Annotated in this window: 20 protein-coding genes; 12 read left to right on the top strand and 8 right to left on the bottom strand. The window is 43.9% G+C overall.

Going from position 1 to position 24,565, the window contains the following annotated elements:
• Positions 1 to 26 precede the first annotated feature (26 nt).
• The 9 genes from ICL16_RS19810 (at position 27) to ICL16_RS19850 (ending at position 14,418) form a co-directional block, all read left to right on the top strand.
• A complete protein-coding gene (locus tag ICL16_RS19810) occupies positions 27 to 1,004 on the top strand; it encodes a hypothetical protein (protein ID WP_190831021.1) in 978 nt (325 codons plus the stop codon).
• A gap of 331 nt (positions 1,005 to 1,335) precedes the next feature.
• Positions 1,336 to 2,928, top strand: a complete 1,593-nt coding sequence (locus ICL16_RS19815; protein ID WP_190831023.1) for a hypothetical protein — start codon at positions 1,336 to 1,338, stop codon at positions 2,926 to 2,928.
• A gap of 396 nt (positions 2,929 to 3,324) precedes the next feature.
• Entirely contained in the window at positions 3,325 to 4,077 is a 753-nt protein-coding gene (locus ICL16_RS19820) for a PPC domain-containing protein (protein WP_190831025.1), read from the top strand.
• Between the two features lie 162 nt (positions 4,078 to 4,239).
• Positions 4,240 to 5,019 (top strand): peptidylprolyl isomerase, encoded by a 780-nt coding sequence (locus ICL16_RS19825; protein WP_190831027.1) that lies wholly within the window; start codon positions 4,240 to 4,242, stop codon positions 5,017 to 5,019.
• Positions 5,020 to 5,044: 25 nt separating this feature from the next.
• On the top strand, positions 5,045 to 5,554 hold the full coding sequence (locus ICL16_RS19830) for a hypothetical protein (RefSeq protein WP_190831029.1): 510 nt from the start codon (positions 5,045 to 5,047) through the stop codon (positions 5,552 to 5,554).
• Complete coding sequence (locus tag ICL16_RS19835) at positions 5,551 to 8,517, top strand: peptidase domain-containing ABC transporter (RefSeq protein WP_190831031.1); 2,967 nt, start codon at positions 5,551 to 5,553, stop codon at positions 8,515 to 8,517. Before ICL16_RS19830 ends, ICL16_RS19835 begins: the two co-directional genes overlap by 4 nt.
• A 167-nt stretch (positions 8,518 to 8,684) precedes the next feature.
• The gene (locus tag ICL16_RS19840; RefSeq protein WP_190831033.1) at positions 8,685 to 10,187 is read left to right on the top strand and encodes a beta-barrel domain-containing protein; all 1,503 of its coding nucleotides are present in this window, start codon (positions 8,685 to 8,687) and stop codon (positions 10,185 to 10,187) included.
• A 228-nt stretch (positions 10,188 to 10,415) separates the two neighbouring features.
• Positions 10,416 to 11,663, top strand: a complete 1,248-nt coding sequence (locus tag ICL16_RS19845) for a calcium-binding protein (RefSeq protein WP_190831035.1) — start codon at positions 10,416 to 10,418, stop codon at positions 11,661 to 11,663.
• Positions 11,664 to 11,721: 58 nt separating this feature from the next.
• Positions 11,722 to 14,418 (top strand): beta strand repeat-containing protein, encoded by a 2,697-nt coding sequence (locus ICL16_RS19850; RefSeq protein WP_190831036.1) that lies wholly within the window; start codon positions 11,722 to 11,724, stop codon positions 14,416 to 14,418.
• A 50-nt stretch (positions 14,419 to 14,468) separates the two neighbouring features.
• On the opposite strand, the gene ICL16_RS19855 is transcribed toward ICL16_RS19850, so the two are convergent.
• The 5 genes from ICL16_RS19855 to ICL16_RS19875 all read right to left on the bottom strand — a co-directional run bounded on the left by ICL16_RS19855 (position 14,469) and on the right by ICL16_RS19875 (position 18,089).
• Complete coding sequence (locus tag ICL16_RS19855) at positions 14,469 to 14,708, bottom strand: ribbon-helix-helix domain-containing protein (protein ID WP_190831038.1); 240 nt, start codon at positions 14,706 to 14,708, stop codon at positions 14,469 to 14,471.
• A 385-nt stretch (positions 14,709 to 15,093) separates the two neighbouring features.
• Positions 15,094 to 15,438 (bottom strand): type II toxin-antitoxin system PemK/MazF family toxin, encoded by a 345-nt coding sequence (locus ICL16_RS19860; protein ID WP_190831039.1) that lies wholly within the window; start codon positions 15,436 to 15,438, stop codon positions 15,094 to 15,096.
• On the bottom strand, positions 15,425 to 15,628 hold the full coding sequence (locus ICL16_RS19865; protein WP_337907087.1) for a ribbon-helix-helix domain-containing protein: 204 nt from the start codon (positions 15,626 to 15,628) through the stop codon (positions 15,425 to 15,427). The genes ICL16_RS19860 and ICL16_RS19865 overlap by 14 nt, the downstream gene beginning before the upstream one ends.
• 105 nt (positions 15,629 to 15,733) lie before the next feature.
• The gene (locus tag ICL16_RS19870) at positions 15,734 to 16,879 is read right to left on the bottom strand and encodes a DUF1822 family protein (RefSeq protein ID WP_190831044.1); all 1,146 of its coding nucleotides are present in this window, start codon (positions 16,877 to 16,879) and stop codon (positions 15,734 to 15,736) included.
• Positions 16,869 to 18,089: a sigma-70 family RNA polymerase sigma factor gene (locus tag ICL16_RS19875; protein ID WP_190831046.1), complete on the bottom strand. Its 1,221-nt coding sequence runs from the start codon at positions 18,087 to 18,089 to the stop codon at positions 16,869 to 16,871. The genes ICL16_RS19870 and ICL16_RS19875 overlap by 11 nt, the downstream gene beginning before the upstream one ends.
• A 288-nt stretch (positions 18,090 to 18,377) precedes the next feature.
• Between ICL16_RS19875 and ICL16_RS19880 the strand changes: the two genes are divergently transcribed.
• Entirely contained in the window at positions 18,378 to 20,765 is a 2,388-nt protein-coding gene (locus ICL16_RS19880; RefSeq protein WP_190831048.1) for a CHASE2 domain-containing protein, read from the top strand.
• A 173-nt stretch (positions 20,766 to 20,938) separates the two neighbouring features.
• Positions 20,939 to 21,709 (top strand): DUF928 domain-containing protein, encoded by a 771-nt coding sequence (locus ICL16_RS19885; protein ID WP_238360859.1) that lies wholly within the window; start codon positions 20,939 to 20,941, stop codon positions 21,707 to 21,709.
• A gap of 83 nt (positions 21,710 to 21,792) precedes the next feature.
• Here ICL16_RS19885 and ICL16_RS19890 read toward each other — a convergent pair whose 3' ends face one another.
• Together ICL16_RS19890 and ICL16_RS19895 are read right to left on the bottom strand one after the other, a co-directional pair.
• Complete coding sequence (locus tag ICL16_RS19890; RefSeq protein WP_190831049.1) at positions 21,793 to 22,146, bottom strand: XisI protein; 354 nt, start codon at positions 22,144 to 22,146, stop codon at positions 21,793 to 21,795.
• Positions 22,137 to 22,547, bottom strand: a complete 411-nt coding sequence (locus tag ICL16_RS19895) for a XisH family protein (RefSeq protein WP_190831051.1) — start codon at positions 22,545 to 22,547, stop codon at positions 22,137 to 22,139. Before ICL16_RS19895 ends, ICL16_RS19890 begins: the two co-directional genes overlap by 10 nt.
• Positions 22,548 to 22,718: 171 nt before the next feature.
• Between ICL16_RS19895 and ICL16_RS19900 the strand changes: the two genes are divergently transcribed.
• Complete coding sequence (locus tag ICL16_RS19900; protein ID WP_190831053.1) at positions 22,719 to 23,435, top strand: pirin family protein; 717 nt, start codon at positions 22,719 to 22,721, stop codon at positions 23,433 to 23,435.
• A gap of 21 nt (positions 23,436 to 23,456) precedes the next feature.
• Here the strand turns inward: ICL16_RS19900 and ICL16_RS19905 are convergent, their stop codons facing one another.
• Positions 23,457 to 24,371 carry a LysR family transcriptional regulator gene (locus ICL16_RS19905; protein WP_190831055.1) on the bottom strand — a complete coding sequence of 305 codons (915 nt, stop codon included), beginning with the start codon at positions 24,369 to 24,371 and terminating at the stop codon, positions 23,457 to 23,459.
• Positions 24,372 to 24,565: the final 194 nt, after the last annotated feature.

A 24,565-nucleotide genomic window follows, 5' to 3' on the forward strand; every position in this document is an offset into this window, starting at 1 on the left:
GCCCTCCCAATTATGGAGAAAAAACTATGTTTGCAAGACGATTGAGGAACACAGTGATGGTGGTAACTACTCTGGGGTTTCTTTTTCTTTTCTGCGTACCTAGATTAGCGAGTGGAGCAAATAACTCGGTAGAATTGCTACCCCAGTGGAAAGTTGGTGAAAAACTACACTACCAAATGGTCAAAACCAGACTAAGATTGCAAGACAATAAGGTTGTGCTCAACGCGAGTACTCGAAATAACTTAGAAATTGAGGTTCTTCAAGCTAGCGCTCAAGGTTACATTCTACGTTGGCTTTACGGAGAAACGAAACTCTCTGACTCTAAGCAAACCACAGAACCATTAATCCAGCAAATGATTAACAATCTTAATGAGTTACAATCACCAATTATACTTAAAATAAACTCTCTTGGTTCGATTGAGGAAGTGCAGAATTGGGAACAGATTAAGGAGACTTCTACTTTAGCAGTTGATACAATTATCAAACAGTTGCAAAATCTGGGACTAGACAAGGCGATGGTTACCAAGATGCGTGTTCAAATTGCATCCACCTTTGCCACTAAAGAACAGATTGAAAAGGTGTACATACGGATGCCCCAATTATTATTCCTAGTTCTTGGTAGGACGTACACACTATCCCAGCCTATTGAGTACAAAGACAAGTTACCAAACCCTTGGGGAGGTGAATCGTTCCCCAGCCGTGGAGAATTTGCCCTGAAAACCCTAGATAGAAAATTAGGTAGGGCTGTGGTTACTTGGAAACAGACGATTCTACCTGAAGAAGCAAAGCGCATAATTGAGAAAACAATGAACGACTTGACGGTGGGTTTGGTTCGCCAAGCTCCGATACAAAGTTTGCCTGACAACTTGACAATTGAGGATGCAGCAGAATTTGCCGTTGATATTTCCTCTGGTTGGATACATAGCTTCACGTATACGCGAACTATAAAAATCAATAAATCGCTGCAAAAGGACACTATTACGATTAGTAGGAAGTTGAAGTAGTTAGTGGAACTTGAAAAATTTCACGCCCAGCAATAAAGGTGGAAGATGCTCAAACTGAGTCGAAAACAACTTTGGCAGCCGCTTAAGCTAAAACTAAACGAGTTCAAAGAATCCTTTAAAGTTGTTACGAGATTCTTTCACTCATACTCTCCCCATATATGGTCTACTTTTGCTCTTTATTGTTAAGATTTTTAACATTAACTTGTACTTTTCAGAAAACTTGTAGCTTAAATCGGAGGTAAAGGTAAAGCCATTCATATGGCTTGAATTAAGTTGACAAAATCTGTATTTATAACACAACTTTAAAAACGAGCGTCAGAGCATATTGAATATGCATAACTTTCAGTTTCCAAAGATATTCAGCATTGTACCGCCATGGGGGGACCGAATTGCCATTCTAGACCACCTCGAAGCACATATTCAACCAGGAGCCATAGGACTTAGTGAAGGTGGTCAGACTCTTCCCGACAAAGACAAAGTGCTGTTAAAAACAGGTTTACGTTGGATGCCTGGAGGAGCGGATGGTGCTTGGGTACATCACGGTTCTGCTGGTGAAGCAAGAGACATAGCTCAACAGGTTCTAGAAGTTCTGCTCGCTTTGACACAGCAAGTTACTTGCGAGCGGGCAGGAAACCTCTACACTGTACTGATGGAACACAGTGCTATTGACTACATTGACCCACTCCTGGAAGCTGTTTGGCAGCAGCAACTTGATACGGATGGCTTGTATGAAATCGCCCGGTGGCTGGCAACCCGTGCCCCTGATCGCGAACTCGTCAAACTGGGAATTAGTTTGCTTGGTCTTTTTGCCAACAAACAGGACCGTGAGTTGCTGATGACTCTAGGGCGGTACGAGGAGTTTACCCTCTACGTCGTTGTAGCCTTGCTTTGTATGGAAGATAACGCTGAAATTAGTCTGTGGGAATTAGCGCAGCACGTGACGGGTTGGGGGCGCATTCAGATTATTGAGCGTCTGTGCCAAACTCGAAACCCGCAAATTCAGGGATGGATGCTGCGATTCGGCTACCGCAACGATGTGATGTATGAATACACTGCCTGCATTTGTGCAACTACTGGTAATTTGCTCTTAGCGCTTGAGCAGCCAGACCCGGATGATGCTTTGCTTGAAGGCGCTGGTGAGATTCTGAGTACTTTGATAGAAGGACGTGGTGGACCTGCAGAGGATGTGCAGGACTACCCAGATGCAGCAGCAGTCACCAAGCGCTACTTGCAACTCCTGTGCGATCGCGACATAACTCTAGAGCAGTTTGTGGTAGTACAAACAATTCGAGAGTTTCTCAATGAGGAAGATGGAGTCGTTCATGACTCTACTTTGGGTTGGTCTTTCCACCGCACGGTGATGCTGGAGTTTATTGAGGTCATCTTGTCGCGTTCCAATTGGCACGAACAAGTCAATGCAGCCTTAGCCAGTCCCGATGCTCGTACATTTGCCACTGCTACTCAGGCGGCGAAAGCACTCGGCATGGACATTTGGGAGGTGTACTTTGAACGCTTGCAGCAAGGAGAACCCCATTGGTATTTCGTTATGCAAACCAATGACTCGGAGCGGGTTGAGCGCGTAATTGCCTTGGCTCTTCAACGGCTTCCCCTTGAGCAGATTGCCAGTGGACCGACTGATGACTTAGGACTCGATCCAGAGTTTGCCCATCACCGTGAACTCGACTTCATTCTACAAGACCTCCATCGCTTTCCGGGCAAAGGATGGTCTTTAATCAGTGCTGGCTTACAGAGTCCTGTGACGCGCAATCGTAATATGGCAATTCGTGTTCTGGCTAATTGGGAGCGGCAAAGCTGGCCAGAGGAAGCAGAGAACTTGCTTGCAAGGGCATTGAGCCGGGAGCCGAATCAAGATACTCGCGAGTATATGCAGGAAGTCCTTGCTGGAGAATCACTCAACTTCTAAGGCTACCTGCTCTCAACAGCCGTCCGGGTTATTGGGCAGCTTTTGTTCTATTTGGTAAATGGTTTTAGCTCATCCTTATATAGCAGTCATAAATCATTTGTGAGCAATTAGAAGCCCGGTTTCGTAACAGTTACCGGGCTTCTTAAGCAGTAGATTTTCACTTGGGAAATAGAATGCTATATATTCATCTCAATTATTAAGTAATCTTACAACTTTTGTCCCAGGAAACAAAACCCTGCATAGACATCAGCAAGGCACGTATGGATAGATGTGACACCAAGATGCCGAGGACAACATAAGTTACAAAACACGCTTTGTTGAATCTTCTGTTTAGGTTGTCACGATTCAGACTCTTGTGAATTTTCTAACGACTTGTAACACTTAAAGGAAGGAAAAATGGCTGAAATTATTATCCCTACTCTGTCCTCTGAAGGTACTCCTCGTAACCGCAGAGGCACTGTAACGGAAGCAGAGCCTACTAATGTCTATCAGTTCAACCTTGAAAGTCCCGATAACATCAACCTGGCTTTGACGAGAATCACTGAAGGCGATGATGTCGATATGCAACTGTATCGAGACACTAACGGTAACGGTGACTTGGACGTGGGAGTCGATGAGTTCGTTTCAGGTTCTTATCGGGGAGGTAACGCAGATGACTCGATTAATGTTGCCGATCAACCAGCCGGTATCTATTTTGCCCAAGTCTATCGCTTTGGTCCAGGCAGTTCAGGCGATGCCTCTTACCGTTTATCCTTGTCTACTGCCGATCCCAGTAACCTTCTCCCGATTGAAACTCAAGTCGGGGATCTGTCACCGTCGGAGAATCGCACCTTCTATGGTTTTGTAGGTAATAGTGACACTTCTGATGTCTATGCCTTCTCTCTCGGATTTTTTGAGCGAACCAATATTCGCCTTGACGAACTAAACTCTGATGCTGATATCGAAGTGATCCATGATAGTAACAGAAATCGCATCGTTGACGAGGGCGAAGTACTCTTGCGCTCTACAAGAGGTGGGATTAGCCCGGACACTATCACCTTAGATGATGCTGGTGACTACTTCCTCCAAGTCTATCAGTTCAGTGGTGATACATCGTATACCTTGACCTTCGAGAACTTCTCTACTGGTGCAGCAGCAGTTGTAGGTTGAGTATCAGTTGAAACCTGTAATAGTAAAAGGTTAACTGAGTGATAAGTACTTGAAAGCATTGCAAAACAATGCTTTCAAGCATGTGTAGTGGATATAAGCGGTACGCCATACTTGGTTGCCGCTTCCCTGCAAAATTACCACAATACAAGTATTTGCACGTATATGAGCGCAGTTCTACAAATTGGTAATCGCGTACTCGCGGCTTCTGAAATTATTCCTTTACTGGCTAGTTACAACATCATTCCTCAATTGTTATGCGAGAGCATTATCGACTCGGCGATCGCGCCGATCACTTGCACACCAGAGGAAACGGCTCGTTTACTAGAGCAATTTTACCAGCATTGGAATTTGACAAGCCAAGAGAAAAGACAAGATTGGCGATCTCGTTACGGTTTAACTCAAGAGGAGTTAGAACTTTTGGCAACGCGAAAGTTCAGAGTGGAAAAGTTCAAAGAAGTCACTTGGGGACATCAACTCAAATCTTACTTTCTCAAACGTAAAAGACAGCTAGATAAAGTCATTTACTCTTTAATTAGAACTGAAGAAAGAGGAACTGCTAACGAGCTATACTTTCGTATTCAAGAAGGAGAACAGTCAATAGCTGAACTAGCGCGTGAATATTCCTCTGGTTTAGAAGCCCAAACTGGTGGAATCATTGGTCCAGTAGAATTTGGTACTATCGCTCCCAATTTTGCCCAGTTGCTCTACACAAGTCAACCCGGTATAGTTCAGCCACCCGTACCCTTTGGAGAATGGTGGGTAATTGTCCGCGTTGAAAAGCTTATTCCAGCACAGTTAGACGACTTTATGCACCAAAGATTGCTTCAGGAAAATTTTGAAGCTTGGTTTCAACAACAACTAAGTCAACTTTCAGCGGAAGAAAAAATTTGGATGGGAGTAAAAAGCAAACCAGCACAGCTTGAGAAGACAGGTGCAGCTTAGAAGCCGATAAAGGCGGAGGTAGAAAATGAAAAGTAAATCAATTTTTATTAGTCTATTAACTACAGTTTTTATTGTTAGCTTAGGAACTGTTAGTTATGGTCAAGAAACTTCAAACTTATTGGAAAAAGGAAACAAAATTACTCAAAATAGTAACAATCCAAATAGCTTATCTATCATTACTGAAGGATTTGAAGCGCTTTGTTCTGGTAGTAGTAAAAATGCATATACCATATGGGCTAATCATAGTAGTCCTATGATTAGCACTACCATAACTCAAACGGCTAATGACATTGACAAGATGTTCAACTTTATGCTTGGTAAATGCATAAATTATTCCGTAATTGCTACTGTGTCCATAACAGAAAAAACACAAATTGTTTACGTTCAATCGGAACATGATAAGGCAGCTTTTTTCTGGGAATTTATAGTTTATAAAGGTACAAATGGTTGGTTAATATCTTCTTTTGATAGTAATACCGATCCTACTGATATCGTTCCCAATTCAATATTATTCAAGGGAAAAAATAGTATATGATATCCACCACCCTTGATATTAAAGAATTTATTGCAGGTATATTTCCCTTCAATCACTTGCCACAAAACGTTTTAGAAAATTTGCTAAAAAAGGGACAATTTCTGCGCTATCGCTTAGGGCAGGTGATAGTGACACGGGAAGCCATGCCGCATCAAATTAGCATTATCTTGGAAGGACAAGCTCGTTTATTGGGTTACAAACCCAATAGGCAGAATCCGATCACATTGAAGTTGTTGCAACCAGGGGAGGTTCTGGGTTGGGTGAGTCATCTGCGGGGTGTTGCTTGTGAGATGGCGATCGCTTCAAAAGAAGTAATTTGCCTCAATTTACCCATTACAGATTTTCTTGACTTAATGAAGCGGGAGTCAACTTTTGCAAAAGCGTTGCACAGTCGTGCCGCTCTGATAGAAGTGTATGAATTACTCTTAGAAGAAATGAGTCGGCGGGCTGATGGCAACACCGATGTAGCAAAGCTTGCCCAGACTGTTTGGGAAGCAGCGAAAGTACGAACTATATCCTCACGAAATTACCAGACGCGACATGTCGCGTCTCTACAAGATCGAGAACTTCTGTGGCTTGTTAGCAGTAGCAATGTGCCTGAATTGCCTGTAGGGAGCAGTCTAGAGAATGTAGAGAAGCGCTTCCCGTTTGGCGCAAATTTACGTTTAGTGGGTATACCCAAATCTTTACTCCCAGTCCCCATCACACCAACAACAGTAAATTCTTGGCATGAAGAAATTCCCTACGCAAAAGAGATTCCTCTTGTAGAGACGCGACATGTCGCGTCTTTACAGCAGCAGTCAAAACGAGAAAAATACCCATACATTCGGGGTAGAGGTCCCCAAGATGCAGCATTAGCTTGCTTCCAGATGTTAAGCCAGTATTTCAACATTCCCGAACGGCGAGATATGCTGAAACGTGTTGTGACGAAGCAGTACGCACACACTGGCAGTTTATCGTTGCAATTTTGCGGTGCGGTGGCAGAATTGATGGGGTTAACAACGCAGATGGTGAAGATTCCTGCATCCGCCATCAGTAGAGTGCAACCCCCCGTAATGATTTCCTGGCAAGACAGTTTTGCCATCATCTACAAAACTAGCCAGCAAGAGTTACTCATTGCCGTTCCCGAAATCGGGCTAGTACGCCGCAAGTGCCGTGACTTTGCCGAAACTTGGGGGAATGTTGGAGAAGTACTGTTGCTGCAACCTACGAAAGAAACGCCCAAGTCACGGTTTGGTCTTTCATGGTTTGTACCCGCACTGCGTCGTCACCGCAAGGTACTTATTGAAGTGTTAATTGCTTCATTTGTCGTCCAGGTGTTTGGGCTGGTGAATCCCCTGGCGACACAAGTGATTATCGACAAAGTAATAGTAGGGAATAGCCCTGACACCTTGGAAGTTTTGGGCATCTTTTTAATCGTTGTGTCTGTGGTAGAAGCAGTACTAACCGCCGTTCGTACCCAATTGTTTGTGGATACTACCAACCGCATCGACTTATCTTTGGGTTCTGAAGTTATTAATCACTTGCTGCGTCTACCTTTGTCTTATTTTGAACGCCGTCCTGTAGGGGAATTGGCAACGCGAGTTGGCGAACTGGAAAATATCCGCTCGTTCCTAACAGGTACAGCCCTTACTGTGGTAATGGATGCAGTGTTTTCGGTCATCTACATCTTCGTAATGGGGATTTATAGCTGGTTGTTGACATTAGTAGCATTGGCGACAGTACCATTGTTCGCATTACTCAACCTGATCGTGTCACCCGTAATGCGGCGACAATTGCAAGAGAAAGCCGAACGCAATGCCGAGACTCACTCCTACTTGGTGGAAGTGATGGCAGGGATGCAGACAGTCAAGGCGCAAAATTTGGAATTGCGATCGCGCTATTCATGGCAAGAACGCTATGCCCGCTACATCAGCGCCGGATTCAAAACTATCTCTACCCAAACGACTGCCGGTTCGGTGAGCAACTTCCTGAACAAGCTTTCTAGTTTACTAGTGCTGTGGGTGGGAGCGTATCTCGTCCTAACGAGTAATGGCGTATTCACTTTAGGGCAACTCATCGCCTTCCGCATCATTTCCGGCTATGTTACCAGTCCCCTATTGCGCCTAGTGCAACTGTGGCAGAACTTCCAACAAGTTGCCCTGTCGCTACAACGACTGAGCGATATTCTAGACACGCCTCAAGAAACAGAGATAGGCGACAAGCAAAACATCGTCATGCCCGCAATTACTGGTAACGTCCGGTATGAAAATATTTCTTTTAGCTTCCGTGCTAATGGTCCATTGCAACTAAGCAACATCAACTTGGACTTCCCAGCTGGTTCCTTTGTGGGTATTGTCGGTCAGAGCGGTTCTGGAAAAAGTACACTGCTAAAATTGCTACCCAGACTTTATGAACCCAAGTCTGGGAAAATCTTGATTGATGGTTATGACATCAGCAAAGTGGAACTGTACTCCCTGCGGCGTCAAATTGGATTTGTGTTACAAGATACACTATTATTCGACGGTACGGTGCGGGAAAACATCGCTTTAGCATGTCCAGACGCTAGCGATGAAGAAATAATTGCTGCAGCCAAGGTTGCTTATGCCCACGACTTTATTATGAACCTGCCCAACGGCTACAACACCTCTGTAGGTGAGCGGGGTTCTGGATTGTCTGGCGGACAAAAACAAAGGATTGCCATAGCTCGTACTGTCCTGCAAAATCCCCAACTGCTCATCCTTGATGAAGCCACTAGTGCCCTTGACTACAACGCAGAGGCACAAGTCTGCCGCAACCTAGCCGCAGCATTCCAAGGAAAAACAGTGTTTTTTATTACTCATAGATTAAGTACTATCCGTAATGCCGACACCATCCTGATGATGGACTCAGGCGCAGTGGTAGAACAAGGAACCCACGCAGAATTAATGGCGCTCAAAGGTTACTACTACTGTCTTTATCAACAACAAGAAGCCCAAATTTAGTCATTTCTCGTTCCCAGGCTCAGCCTGGGAACGCCTTTCGGGAGGCTCCGCCTCCCATTTTGACCTACTCAGCCAATCTTTTCAACACGCGAGGCAGAGCCTCTTGGACTATATTCCCAGGCTGAGTCTGGGAAAGAGGGTAAAAAAATCTAAAATCCAAAATAGATATGACTATTCAATATGACTTTGACCAACCTGTTCTTCTACAACAATCTCCTATGTGGTCGCGGACTATAGCCTGGGGAATTGTTGGTGTAACTACTTTTACCATAATTTGGGCTTCGGTATTCAAAATAGATGAATCCATTCCTGTCAATGGGAAGTTGGAACCGAAAGCACCAGTCACCGATATTCAAGCTCCTGTCGGCGGTGTTGTCAAGCTGATTCACGTCAAAGACGGTGAACAAGTCAAAAAAGGTGAAACACTTATTAGTCTAGAACAAACCACAACCCATGCGGAACTAGAATCACTGAAGAAAAGCCGCGTTGCCCGGTTGCAGGAAAAACAGGCTTTGGAGCAAGAAAATGCATTTTACCGCAACCAGGTTAAAGGCGCAACCTCCCCAGAGTTGGTTGCTCAACATGCGAATCTACTGAAAATTTCCCCACAATTGGCATTTTTGACTAAAAGTCGAGCTGCGATCGCATCAGAAAACCAACTTTACCGGGCGCAGTTAAGGGGTTCTACTGCGGGAGTGACTCTTAGCCCAGAGCAAAAGTTACGTTTGCAAAGTCGTCAGTTGGAATTACAGTCTCGCTTACAGGTTGCTTCTCTTGAAATCGGACAAACACAAGAGCAATTGCATCAAACTCAGGTACAGTTAGTTAGTGCCAAACAGACGCTGGCTATTAATCAAGACATTCTTAGTCGTTTGGAGTTGGTGGCAAGGGAGGGAGCTATTTCTAGAGTGCAGGTACTCAAACAGCAGCAGGATGTTGAAAGCAAACAAGCAGAAATTAACAGACTGACTAAAGAACAACAGCGATTAAAATTGGCGATCGCTCAAGCAAAAGAAAAACTGAGCAATACCGCTGCACTTTCCCAAGAAGAATTGTTGGCTCGCATTACCACTAACGACAAAAGCATAGCCGAAATCGACAGCCAGTTAACAAAGGTAATTGTGGATAACCAAAAGCGTATCTATGAGATAAATAGTCAGATAAGTCAAATCGATAGTGAGTTAAGTAAGGCGATCGTCAACCTGAAATATCAGAAAATTACCTCTCCCGTGGATGGAACCGTTTTTGAACTGAAAGCTAAAACACCGGGGTTTGTGGTTAACTCCAGCGAACCAATTCTCAAAATCGTTCCCAAAGATAACCTCATTGCCAAAGTCTACATTACTAACCGGGATATCGGCTTTGTTAAAGAAGGGCAGAAAGTCGATGTGCGAATTGATTCCTTCCCCTTTCAAGAGTATGGCGATATCAAAGGCGAACTCCTAACGATTGGTTCTGATGCACTACCTCCAGATCAAGTTTATCCTTACCACCGTTTTCCGGCGAAAGTCCGCTTGGATAAACAGGCGATGTTGAGTAATAATCGTCAACTAATATTGCAATCGGGAATGTCGATCAATGCGAATATTAAATTGCGTCAGCGTACTATTATGAGTATTTTTACTGATTTCTTCGTGCAAAAAGCTGAGAGTTTAAAGTCTATTCGCTAATGAACCGGATAATGAATTTTTGTAAAGATGCAGGTAGTTTTTCGTAAAACTCGCTTGTGAAAGTGAGTATTAGATAGAGGCTATTAAACTTTTGTGTAACACAACTGTGTATCTACTGCTATTCTTAACGCGGCGTTGCATAATAGTATTAATGCCAGGTTTAGTTGTACGTACTCTACAGTAACTTAATTTTGCCCGCTCACTATAGTTTGACAAGGAGCAATAGACATGGCAAATATCAGCGGAGACTTCAATGATAACTATCTGATAGGAACTCCAGAAAGTGATAATTTCTTCGGCGATCAGGGTAATGATACTTTTGATGGTCTTGGTGGTGCTGATAATTTTGTCTTCAATAATGTAACTCATATCGTCGATGTCCATACTGTTGATTTATATATCCATGAAGTGCATGTTTGGAGTAGTGATAATTATGACATTATTAACAACTTTGCTATAAATGAGGATAGAGTTTACAGTATTGTCCCTGTGACTCAAGACATCATCCCTCAACCTATAAATTCCGGTGCGCAAAGCCCAAATGATTTTTCGCCTAATTCAGGAGAAATTGAGTATATCTTCGGCACCACAGGTTCTGACATAATAAATGGGACTTCGGCAAACGACATTATATATGGTAGGTCTGGTAATGATATAATTTACGGCTACGATGCTAAAGACATTTTGTATGGTGGGACGGGGGATGATAGCCTTTACGGTGGTGCAAACACCGACGAACTATATGGTGGTGGTGGTAATGATTATTTAAATGGCGGCGAAGGTCTTAACAACGTGTTGTATGGCGGAGCAGGCAATGACATCCTTGATGGTAGAGACATATCTAGTGACACCCTAATCGGTGGACCTGGCAACGACACCTATATTGTGGACAATAACCCAGTATTTGGAGACTTAGGCGATCCGATTATAGAGTACTTGAATGAAGGAACGGATACAGTTCAATCTTCTGCCAACTACAGATTGGGTGCCAACCTAGAGAACTTAATTCTCTTAGGTAGCGATGATATCGGTGGCTTAGGTAATGCCCTAGACAATCGAATTGAGGGTAATGCAGGTAAGAACTTTTTAATTGGCGACGATGGCAATGACTACTTGCTGGGCTATGGCGACAAGGATGTTTTGGTTGGTGAGGCTGGCAACGACATTCTCGAGGGCGGTGCTGGTGACGATATCCTAGATGGGGGTTCTGGTAGCGACATCCTTACAGGCGGTGCTGGTGCTGATACATTTGTCTTCTCCTCCCCATTTAATGGCATTGATAGCATCACAGACTTTAAATATGAAGAAGGGGATAAGATTCAGGTTTTAGCTAGGGGGTTCGGCATCCAGCAAGACGAATTGAACAAGTTCACGTTTGATAGCAGATCTAATGCACTGTTATTCAATCAAATTCAGTTCGCGTCCTTGCAGCCGGGATCGAATTTTATCCCTAGCCTTAACATTATTATTGTCTAAAGCTGAGACATCATTTCCCTCGTAGTGGCATCAACTTTGTCTTCAGGAGACTTTTCCCATGTTCTCTCAAAGCTTTCTTCATCAGTGGTGGCAGTTGGGGTTGGCAAGTTTATTAGCTTTAGTTGGGGCGAGCGCAGGAGCCAATGATTGGGCTAAAGCTGAGATCATACCTGATCAAACCCTTGGAAATGAAAGTTCTGTCCTTAGACCTTTTGCTCCTAACTCGCCCATTGACCAGATAGATGGTGGAGCCAGAAGGGGTGTCAATTTATTCCACAGTTTTGAACAGTTTAACATTGATGTAGGAAAACAAGTCCTTTTTAGGAATCCTTCTGGCATTAAAAACATTATTAGTCGAGTGACGGGAGGTAGCCGCTCTGAGATTCTCGGTACGCTTGGTGTAACTGGTGGTGCTAACCTGTTCCTAATTAATCCCAATGGGATTATCTTTGGTAAAGATGCCAAACTCGCTTTAGGCGGTTCGTTTGTAGGGACAACAGCTAATACTATCAGGTTTGGCGATCAAGGTTTCTTCAGCGCCTCGGCTCCTGATTCTCCCCCACTTCTGGTAGTCAACCCTTCAGCTTTGCTATTCAATCAAATTGCCAATCAACCGATTACCTATCAATCTACAGTGGGAATTTCAGCTAATCAAAGTTTGTTGTTGGTAGGTGGTAACGTAAATGTAGAAGGAGGGCAAATGTTTGCTCCTAGTAGTAGAATAGAGTTGGGAGGATTGGCAGGAGCAGGAACGGTAGGGCTAAATGTTGAGGGCAAAAACCAAGGTCTAAGTTTTCCCCAGAATGTGCAACTTGCAGATATATTCATAACAAAAGGAGCTAAAGTTGATGTCAGTCATGATCAATATGACCCAGGCTATATCCAAATTTCAGGTAGACGTGTCACAATTGCTGATCGTTCAGATATTTTAGCTAATAACAACAAAGGAGTGAGATTAGGAGGGACACTTGCCGTCCGCGCCTCCGAGTTAGTGGAAGTAATCGGAGGAAGCCGCCTTTTGGCTGGGACTAAAGATGCTGGAACTGGCGGGAACTTGACAATTGAGACTGGGAAATTAATTATCCGAGATGGAGCTCAGGTAGCAGCTGGTACTTCTAGCTCTGGATCGGGGGGGACTGTAACTGTAAGAGCCTCTGATTCTGTGGAACTGAGTGGAACACAGGCAGATAGTGAGAATGTTAGCAGTATACTAGCTCAAACTGACAGTGCCGGAGATGCTGGTTCGGTGAGCATTGACACTGGGCGATTGATTGTAACAGGTGGAGCACGAGTCTCAACTTCTAGTACTAGTACTAGTTCGGGACAAGCAGGTAAGTTAGTTGTAAGAGCCTCTGATTCAGTACAACTGATTGGAACATCAGCAGATGATCTTGAAGCCAGTGGTCTGTTTGCTCAAGGTGAAGGTTCCGGCAAAGCTGGAGAATTGACAATTGAAACGAGGCAGTTAATTATCCGGGATGGAGCAAGAGCCTCTGCTCTTACTTTAGGATCAGCTCAACTGGGAGGGACGTTAAGTGTGAAAGCTTCTGAGTCAGTGCAACTGATTGGAACATCGCTAAATGGTCTCAATAGCGGCTTGTTTGTTGGAACCACTAGCGGAAGTACTGGTTCTGCCGGAGAATTGACAATTGAAACTCAGAAGTTGCAAGTCTTAGATGGAGCATTGGTGTCTGCAGGTACTGCAGGCGAAAGACGAGGAGGAAGCGTAATAGTGAGAGCCTCTAACTCGGTGGATCTCATCGGCACTTCAACCAATGGTCAGCCCAGCCTTTTGTCAACTCGATCCACGGGTGTAGGAGACGCCGGAAATTTGATGATTACAACTGGGCAGTTGACTGTCAAAGATGGCGCACAGATAAGTAGTAGCAGCACAGGACTTGGAAGCGCAGGTGATGCTCAAATTCAAACAGATTCTCTTCGTCTTGACCAAGGACAAATTATCTCGCAAACTACATCAGGTAATGGGGGAAACATTACCATATCAGTAAAAGACCTCTTACTACTGCGCCGTAGTAGTCAAATATCCACCACTGCAGGTACAGCACAGCAGGGTGGAGATGGTGGTAACATTAATATCAATGCTCCATCCGGCTTTATCGTCGCTGCTCCTAATGAAAATAGCGACATCACTGCCAATGCATCTAGGGGTAGTGGTGGAAGGATTATAATTAACGCCTCTGGTATTTATGGCATCGCGCCATTAAGTAGGCTTGAGCTTGAGCGGTTACGACCTGGTGATTTAGACCCAGGTCAACTTCCAACAAATGATATCACAGCTATTTCGCAAACTAACCCTTCATTAAGCGGTACTATTGAGCTAATCACACCTGATGTTGACCCCAATCGAGGAGTAGTACAACTGCCCACAAATTTGGTTGACGCCTCCCGGCAAATCGCTACTGGTTGTACTCCGAGAGCTGGGCAAACCAGTAGTTTTGTTACCACAGGACGCGGTGGACTGCCGTTGAGTCCTCAAGAACCGTTGCGTCCTCGTGCAGTTATCACCAAATGGGTAACGCTCGATGAGCAGACGGGAAACTATAAAGATGGGGAAGCAAAACCTCAGCATTCTGCTAGTGAAAAGCAGCCAATTGTGGAAGCGAATGGCTGGATTGTGCATAAGGGGGATATTTATTTGGTTGCCTCTGCCCCCAACGCCATGTCATCCGGACAAAATATTCCCAGTGCTTCTTGTACTACCTCCCCAAACGGGTTAATCAAAGTTTCTCATTGAGGCAGCTTGTGCGGTAACTTCATCAAGTCTCAACCACTTCCTCCCAATCCTCAATCTGTAGCCCTTTGTAGCGGTTCTCCAACCCAACCTCCTATTACTTCCTCAAAAAAACCGGGCATCCAGCCTTTTGCTTCCTTTCGTAATCCTTCAAAGTGCTCCTTGTACATGCGCTCCCATACCTCTAATAAGGTGATGCTCGCAATAATCACTTCTTCCGGAGACTTGTATTTACCACTTTCTACTTGACTTTGTATAAACTGCTCAAGTTCTGGAGTTAATGACACTTTCATATAGGTTTATCATAATTTATCGTTCTTTTGTTTTCATTCTACTCTTACACGCGAGGCAGAGCCTCCCAATACGCATTCCCAGTCGGAGACTGGGAACGAGGTATGAGCAGACGGGAAACCACACAGATGGGGAAGCAAAACCAGTGGCAACAGAAAGTACATGCGAGGAAAAACCGTAAAAAAACAGAACTTGTATGAAAAAGCTACTCTGATTTGAATAACAATGAGTAGTAATGATTACGGAATTAAGTTACAGTTTCTTACCCCTAAAGCGGGTGTGTCAGAATTTCTCAATTCAAATCCGGTTTTCTCAAGGGTTGGTTTACTCACTGGTTGCCTTCCGTTGGTAGACTGCTGCCAATCCGAAAAATTTGCCTTGGTGGCATCAGCTGTCCTCCATAGCAAGATGGAGTTTTATCGCATTTCCCACTTGCTGCATCAATTCATCAGAAAGCTTTCCCACCGCCTCACCTTCAAGGCGCTGGTTGGAAATCGTTCTAATTTGTTGAGCCTGTACCTTAGACGGCTTTGGCAATCCGCTCTCCTCTGGGGAAACCAAAACCTCAAACGGATATACGCGACTAACATTTGATGTTAGAGGAACAATCGTTACTACTGTGGCATTACGGTTATTAATGTCATTGCTGACTATCAAAACTGGACGGCGCTTATCAGTTTCAGAGCCTACTGCTGGACTGAGATTGGCATAGTATATTTCACCACGTTTCATCTGTCAGTCCGTCTGCAACGACTATATCCCAACTTTCATCTATCTCTTGGTTTGCCTCCCTGTAAGCCTTTTCTAGCTCTTGCTCTCTCAACAACTTCACTGCTTCCTCTATCACCTCTGAGCGCGTCTTCTTTTTATGTAGGGATTTATACGCCTCTACAAATTGAACTAAGGGCGCTGGCAACGACACCGATATTTTTTCTACTTGCATGGTAGCTACTTATAGTAGGAAAAATTTTCTTACCAAAAAGTAGTATAACAGCATCAAGGGTTTTGTAATCGGAAATATAGTCATTCAAAACCGCAGGATTTCTCGGTCATACCCATCTGGTGCTGGTTCAATTTCCCACACCAAACCTTCTCCTGGCTCCAGCACTACATCAACATAAAGTTGTACGATCGCCTCTGTTGCAGTATCCTCGTTATTAGCAAAAGTTTGCAAATCCTCGGTTAACAATCTAAGTTTAAATCCTGCTGGTATCATTTCATTTGGATTTGCATTCCGTAACTCAAACCGCCATATGTTGTCTTCTAAATTACCTCTAGGAAAAACTCTCAAATCGTAGAAATTACCAGCAATCGTCAACCGTCGAGACAAGCTTATACCTGATTCACTTGGACGGCTGCGCACACCATGAGGGACAAATTGCATCTGTGTAATTCCCCAGCCAATTTGTTGTGCTAAATTAGACACTCCTGCTTGTAACCACTGCTGAATCGACCACTGTTGTGATAACCCCTGTCGTCGCTCGTACAGTTGCTGTCGCCAACCTCCATGCTCCAGTAATGCACCCCAAAGTTCAAATGGAACTGCTAAACGGGGAAAGACAACTGCAGGATTGCCCAGCCGTTCCAGTAAGTTATTTGCCTGTGCTAAAGGTAACATCGGTAAAGGAGACACTGACTCACGTAAAATTTCTTCCGGACAAAGTTGACGGGCAATCCACAACACATTAATGTCTTGTATCAGGTCATTCTCATCCAAACAGTAAGCGCGATCGCCTGCATCATACACACCCATTTTCAATTGCCGATGGGTGGTATATCCCAAAATCGTCACCCAACCACCATTCGGATTAACCTGTACTACTATATAATAGTCAGCAACCCAACTGGGAATATCCACCCATTCCTGGGGTACGCGCAACTCTCCCAAATCGATTGCCGTTGTCGGAATTAATACCAGTCGCATCCCAACACAATCAATCGCTGTTCCATTCACAAATTCCCAAAAGCTAGGCAATGCAGCTATTTGAGTCCAGATTGCATATCGTACTTGCTCCTCCCTCAACCAAGACAAAAATGCATCTAAACACATTTGATTGATCCGGGCACGCCAGCTTGCGCCAGACGTGGAGAATTGTGATTCCTGAGAAGAAGGCGGAATTTCCAAAGATAGTCGATCTGGAATTGGGGTAGATGCTGGTGTATTAAAAGTCATGGTGGGAATCCTCTGAAGACGACACAAGGGGAGAGCAATAGTGAGCTACCAGCCATTCCTCTAAAGCATTGCTCATACTGTCGATTACGTCAGATTTGAGGGGAGTATGCAATTTTTGTTGACTCCACTCAGCCAACGCCAACAACAAAGTACGTTTAACTCGAGTTAAAGAGCGAGAAACTGTATATTGTTTTACCCCTAGTTGTTGAGCAATCTGCTGCTGAGTCAATCCTTGCTGGTAATAAGCTTGCAAGAGCGCTTGTTCCTTGGTGTCTAATTTGCGGAGCGCATCACTTAACACTGCCTTAATTTGCGTACTCCGCGCCGCTATGGTTTCTGCTTCTTCTTGGGCAATAATTTCCGTCAACACTGATTCCTGAAAGTTTCCTGTCATTATGTCGAGCAATTCACCCGTCTCTTGCCCAGGTAGAGGAGTATCAATTGAAACAGAAGTTGGATATTGAAAGGAACGCACGGCTTTAGCACAAGCAAGTAGCCAGGTTTCTAAACTTTCTGGAGTACACACTGGAGTAGGAGAATTCAACCGACTTAGACGTTCGGTGTTGTAAAGTTTCGCGATCGCCTGTAATGTCGCATTATCCGGTTTCACCAATTTGTGAGCAGTTGCAGCATCATTGGGCGCATAGAGTTGGAGAAAACAGAGATAGGCGAGTACGTAACTCGCAATAGTTGACGAGTTATACCCAGCTTGCCGTAGAGACTCCACCAGTCGCTTTTGACTGAGTTTATGCAGCAATCCCCAGTCGGTACACATGTCAACTTCTTGACGCTTGCGTAACCAATCTTTGATCACATTGCTAAAAGCGTATTCAGCATAAATTTTCAAATTGGAACTCAACTGCGGGTTGAAGCCCTTGAGAACTTTGTCAATCCGAGCTATCGCCGTTTGGAAAAAGTCTGCCACAGAATATTTACCCGGCAGATTCATCTTCATTTTTCTCGCCACCCAGTAGCACACTTCCTGCAAATAAGCTGAAATATGGGCGGCAGCGAGTTGACTGGCTTGTTGATGCCAGATGCGATGCCAGTAAATTGCCCAAAACGCTTCTGTTTCCTCTTGATTCGACTTCAACAGACAATTGAGCATACTGCGTCTTAGTTTGGGATCGCTCACCCAACGGCTGAAAACATCTCCTTCAAATTGTACAAAAGTGGAAAAGATTTCGATTATACCCTGCCGTGATTGCATGAGTTTTTTTGTGAAAGTTGAGTTTTTTAAAAAGCTTTATTGCTCAACTTTGTTTTTAACATAATCAATAATACAAATTCGAGATTTCTAGAAAAGCAAACCTAAACTAAAAAATTAACTTTTATGACTAGATCTGCATAAAGATAAAAGGTGGTTATATGAAGTAAGTATAGGGATCAATACCCTTCTCCGAAAGATGTGTTGTATAAAGTTATTTTTTCTAGATAGAATAAAGCAATAAATATACTGATTAAAATTCTAACTGTACTAGATGGTAAACAAATGACAATGGCTAAGTTAGTCGTTTTGAAGTTTATCCAAGGAAGCTTTGAAAAAGGGTTTCCAGTGATACTTCAAATTAGTGAGGAAAACAGCCGCCCTCAGAGCGAAGTCATCGGAGAACTTCCGCCAAACCTAGAATTGCTACTGAATTTTAATCGTTGGCAAGCAATTTATCGCAGCCTGGATTTTTCCGCTCGTCCGATTGGGCTACCAAAGCCCATGCCACAAGTTTCTATTGAAGAGTGTACGCAACCAGCCGAACACCTACGCTTACGCCTGAACTGTTGGCTACAATCCGAATCCTTTCGCCCCATCCGTGAGAAATGGCTGGAAAAACTGCGGACATCTGAAGAAATTCGCGTGATATTTCAAACAGAAGATTATCAACTTCAAAACCTACCTTGGCATCTTTGGGATTTGATGGAGCGCTACACAAACGCAGAAATTGCTGTAAGCGCCCCCAGCTACGAACAGCTAAGCCTCTCAACACCAAATACAACTGTCAAAATCTTGGCGATTTTGGGTGATAGCACGGGAATTGACATCGATACAGATCGTGGCATTCTAGAGCAATTGCCCGATTCTGATGTTAAATTTCTGGTTGAGCCAGAGCGAAAAGACTTAACAGATAGTCTTTGGGAGCAAAATTGGGATATTCTCTTTTTCGCGGGACATAGTTCTAGTTCAGGCGCAGGAGATAAGGGTAATATTTATATTAACCAAACTGAGAGTTTGACAATTAGCCAGTTAAAGTATGGGTTGAAGAATGCAGTTGCTCGCGGTTTAAAGTTAGCTATTTTCAACTCGTGTGATGGTTTAGGATTAGCAAGAGAATTGGCGATATTGCAGATTCCGCAGTTGATTGTTATGCGTGAACCTGTACCAGATCGGGTAGCACAGACATTTCTCAAACATTTCTTACAGGCGTATGCTCTGGGCAAATCACTTTATTTAGCAGTGCGCGAGGCAAGGGAAAGACTGCAAGGTTTAGAGGGGCAATTTCCCTGCGCAAGTTGGTTGCCTGTAATTTACCAGAATCCGGCGGAGGTACCACCTACTTGGCAGGAGTTGATGGGGAGAGGGGGAGAAAGGGAGAGAGGGAGAAAGGAAGAGAGGGAGAAAGGGAGTGGGGGGGCGGTAAGTCTCGACACCCCGATACCCCAACACCCCGACACCCGGCAATCAAAGTCAAAACTTCATCTTCTCTGGGTGGGTTGTGCGAGTATGGCGATCGCACTTTTAGTGATGGGTGTGCGCTATTTAGGAATGCTTCAGCCATTGGAGTTACAAGCATTCGATCAACTGCTGCGGCAACGCCCACAGGAAAAGCCTGAGACTCGCTTGTTGGTTGTAACGATTACTGAAGAAGATGTGCAATCACAGTCTCCGGAGGAACGCCGAGGTTCTCTCTCAGATGAATCGCTCTTCCAATTGTTGGAGAAATTGGAAGCATATCAACCACGAGTAATTGGATTGGATATCTACCGGGATTATGCCGTGAGGCGATTACCAGAATTGGCAAACCGAATGAAAAAGAGCGCGAGCCTAATTGCAGTTTGTCGAGTTAGCGATCCTCAGTCTAGTAAACCTGGTATTTCGCCACCACAAGAAGTAATGAGCGATCGCTTAGGCTTTAGTGACTTGGTAGTTGATGCCGATAACGTTGTTCGTCGCCATCTCCTATCAATGACACCACCACCCTCATCCCCTTGTAGTGCTACCTACGCCTTCAACGTACAACTAGCACTGCGCTACTTAGCTGCTGAGAATATTTCACTGAAATTTACCACTGATGGTGCTTGGAAATTGGGCAAGACTACCTTCAAACCCATCGAAGCTCATACCAGTGGATATCAGGGCATTGATGCTTCAGGATACCAAATTTTGTTGAATTACCGCTCATATAATTCACCACTGAATTTCGTTCCACAGGTGACGTTGGCAGAGGTACTTGCGGGTAAAGTAAACGCCAGTGCAGTAAAAGACCGAATTGTTCTCATTGGTACAACGGCTGAAAGCTTCCAAGACTCCTCATTCACGCCCTACGCGACTTCCTCTGGTGCGATTCAGAAAATACCGGGCGTGATCCTGCAAGCGCAAATGATTAGTCAATTGCTAAGTGCAGCGCTTGAAGGACGAGTGCTGCTATGTTCCTTGTCGGTGTGGCAGGAAACAATCTGGATTTGGGCATGGTGTTTGACAGGTGGTTTACTGGCTTGGTACATCCGAAAGCTACTCTATCTTGGAATTGCCACTCTCGCTACCATCATCATTCTCTACGGAACTTGCCAAGTCTTTTTAATTGTTTGGGGCGCTTGGATACCGCTTGTTCCCTCTGGTATAGCCCTTCTAAGTAGTATTAGCATCATCTATTATATCAAAAGGTGTAAATGATGTTAATTTGTTGTATTTTCTTATACTTTAATTAGGAATCAAGAAAATTATGTCAAGAAATATTAAATTTTCTCTGTTGGTTGCGTAAATTCCTAACCAACACCCGATTAATTAACAGACAGATGGTCTCATTTGAAAAACAAATGTTAATAGAAACTGCTTGGGTATGAGCTATGAAACGCTCTTTTGTGCAACTAGCTTTAATATTCCCCCTGGTTCTGATGGGCTACCTTAGCAATCCAATAGTGCTACAGGCAACTTCAGCAGTGCCAATTCGCTTTAACCCACCCCCTCCACCACAAGATAGAGGCGCACCAGGAAACCGAGGGGAGGGAGCCTCACGGGGAGAGTGTACTTCTGGTTTGCCCTTAACAGCTTTGGTGCCAAGCTATGAACAAAACTTAAGCTTAGGCAAAGGAGATACTAAGATTACGCAGGTGTGGGGTTTAACTAGTGCACAACAGCCGAGCTTTTGGTTCTATGTTCCCGAAAACGAATCATTCATTCAGGCGATCGAGTTTGTTTTGCAAACTGACAACAACAAAACAATTTACCGTACAAATGTCCCAATACCCCCACAATCTGGCATTGTCCGCGTGCAGCTCAAAAATACCACAACATCTTTAGAAGTTGACAAGCCTTATCACTGGTTCTTCAAAGTTAGGCGCAAATGTAATCCTCAGCAAACAGTAACGTTGGATTATGTGGAAGGCTGGGTGCAGCGAGTAAATTTAGATGCGACATCGCGTGAACGGCTCAAAAACGCCTCCCCAACGCAACAAGTAGCAATTTACGCACTTTCTGGCATTTGGTATGATACCCTAACAACCCTAGCAGAACTCCGCCAAGCCAACCCTCAAGATCCAGCACTAGCAGAATACTGGAAGAGCCTACTCAAAGAGATTGGGTTAGAAAAAGTTGCTACACAACCACTCGTTCAATAATGTAGAGACGTTCCCTCATCGTTCATACAAGGATTGGTTGTACACGTTTAAATTCGGTTGATGTCTATTTTCTTTATTAATTTTTATACGGATACGCCCGTGCCAAAGTCAGTAAATTGACGTATGTAAGGCTCGTGAAATGCTAAAACAATGTCTTGCTTAGGTACTCCCATAGAAACTAACCGATTGGCAATTCCCTCTTCTGTACCATCATGCTGAATCCAGATTTTCCCATCCTTAATATCAAGATGTAGGATACAACCAAAATCACGTTTATTTCCACGCCAGCCGACATAAAGTAGTTGGTAGTGATCCTGCTCGGAATCGAAAATTGTTTGCACCTCGTATTCTTCAGCATTTCTTTGCTGCCTTGAAGAGCGCTCTCGTCGTTCGGAAAGAATTTGCCGAATATATTGCCGATATTGTTCTACAGCCATTGATGAATAACCTCCCGTTGCACATCGTAAATTACCAAACGCAATTGATATCGCTCAACTGCTGCCGCAATGAACCTTCTTTGAAATAAAGTTTCATAAATTGGCAAACGAACCGCTAGATAAAGTTGGCGATCGCTTTCAATTTTTTCTAAAGCATCCCGATAGTTTAAAAACTGTCCCAAGGCAGTATGAAATTCTGAAACATTGGATGAACTAATAAAACTTTTAATCTCCACCGCGATTTTTCGCCCCTCTTGCTCTGCCGCCAAGAGCCGCTCCGCTGCTAAATCAATCTCAAAATCTACATCATCCACATTAATTTCATAAGGATCAGCCGTAATCTTCCAGCCTTCTTTTTCTAAGGCAGTTCTGACAACATTATGAAATCTATCTTTTGCCATACTAGTTAAACAAGAGCCTTGTTTATGAATATCTATCCATCAGTTAAGTAGTATCTTTTTGGTAAGTATAGCACTTTTTAGTGCGTACTTTTCATTTTATCTGTACATACTTTAAGATTAAGATAGTTGAGAAATAGATGCAACACTAGTTATTAATCGGAGGCACAACCTATGACTAGCAATACGAAAACTCATCTAATTCATGATAGAAATGCACGCGGTCATACACAAATTGGTTGGCTTGATAGTTACCACACATTTTCCTTTAGTAATTTTTACGATCCCAACCGCATGGGATTTCGCTCTTTGCGGGTAATTAATGACGATCGCGTTGCACCGGGCGCTGGGTTTGGTACTCATGGTCATAAAGACATGGAAATCCTCACCTATGTTTTAGAAGGTGCGATCGAGCATAAAGACAGCTTGGGGAATGGTTCTGTGATTCGTCCAGGTGAAGCACAAATTATGAGTGCTGGTACTGGCATTATGCACAGCGAATACAACCATTCTAAAACAGAACCAGTCCATTTCCTACAAATTTGGATTCTTCCCAATCAACAAGGAATACAACCAAGGTACGAACAAAAAGCTTTTTCTTTAGAAGAAAGGCGCGGTAAATTGCGCTTAATTGCTGCAAAAGATGGACGCGATGGTGCTGTAAAAGTTTACCAAGATGTAGATTTGTACACTTCTGTTTTGGCAGAAGGAGATGTTATTAATTACCAAGTCCAACCCAATCGTTATGCTTGGTTGCAAATAGCTCAAGGCGTAGCAATTTTGAATGGTGAGGAACTCAGAGCAGGCGATGGGGTGCAAATTAACGGGGAAGAACAACTGGAAATTAGCACCAACATCGGCGCAGAAATCCTACTTTTTGATTTAGCTTAAAGTGCAGTTAACAGTTAACAGTTAACAGTTAACAGTTAACTGTTGATTGTAAGATTTTAATTCCCTCACGACATCGAGAAATGCATGTAGCACGGGTGAGGTGTCATTTCGTCGCCAAAGTACCGCTAGTGCTACCTCTGGACATGATGGTTGCAGTTCGCGGTAGACAACACCCGGTCGTTGAAACTGTTTGACAGAGGCAGATAGCAGGGCAATTCCCAGCCCTGCTGCCAGAAAACCCAGCATGACTTGCATCTCGTTGACTTCTTGAGTCACTTTCGGACTGAAACCAGCCCGTAAACATATTGCCATCACTTGATCGTACATTCCGCAGCCACTTTCGCGTTGTGCCATGATAAAGGGTTCGTTGGCAAGCGATCGCACTTTCACTTTTGATTGGCTTGCCAAGGGATGATTTTCTGGTAAAGCCAGAACTAGAGGTTCCTGTAAAACAGCTTCAACAACCAGTTCTTTTTCCTTCCCCTTGAGTGGTGGCACAACAAATCCAACACTAATCGCACCTGCATGTAATGCTTGCACCTGCTCATGAGTAGTCATTCCCAGCACGACAAGTTCAACGTCAGGAAAGCGCTCACGATAGGTTTTGATCGATGCAGGCACAATATCGTAAGCAGAAGAACCTTCAAAAGCAACGACGAGGCGACCTATTTTACCACGACTTGCACCCTGTGCCACCCGCATACTGTGTTCAACCTGCTCCAGAGTACGACGCGACTCTTCTAGAAAGGCTTTGCCTGCTTCTGTCATTTCAACGCGGCGATTGTTACGCAAGAAGAGTTCTACGCCCAACTCTTGCTCAAGCTTACGGATTTGCCTTGTCAACGGTGGTTGCGCAATCTTCAATTTTTTCGCTGCTCGACTAAAGTTCAGTTCTTCTGCCACAGCCAGAAAGTATTGTAGCTGTCGAAACTCCATTTTTATGCTCTGGTTATTAATACTTTTAAGGTATCAATAGAATTCAAAATTGATATTACCACATCGTAAATCTATTCCTTAAGGTCAATGTGTTCAGAGTATGATGTAGAAAATAATTCTCTCCTAGAGGGCTTTGAGTCTTCTAGGTTAAGAAGTAACGAGATTGATGAACTTTAAGACCAATTTTTTCCCTA

It is taken from the genome of Iningainema tapete BLCC-T55 (genome assembly GCF_014698965.1).
Classification (GTDB): domain Bacteria; phylum Cyanobacteriota; class Cyanobacteriia; order Cyanobacteriales; family Nostocaceae; genus Iningainema; species Iningainema tapete.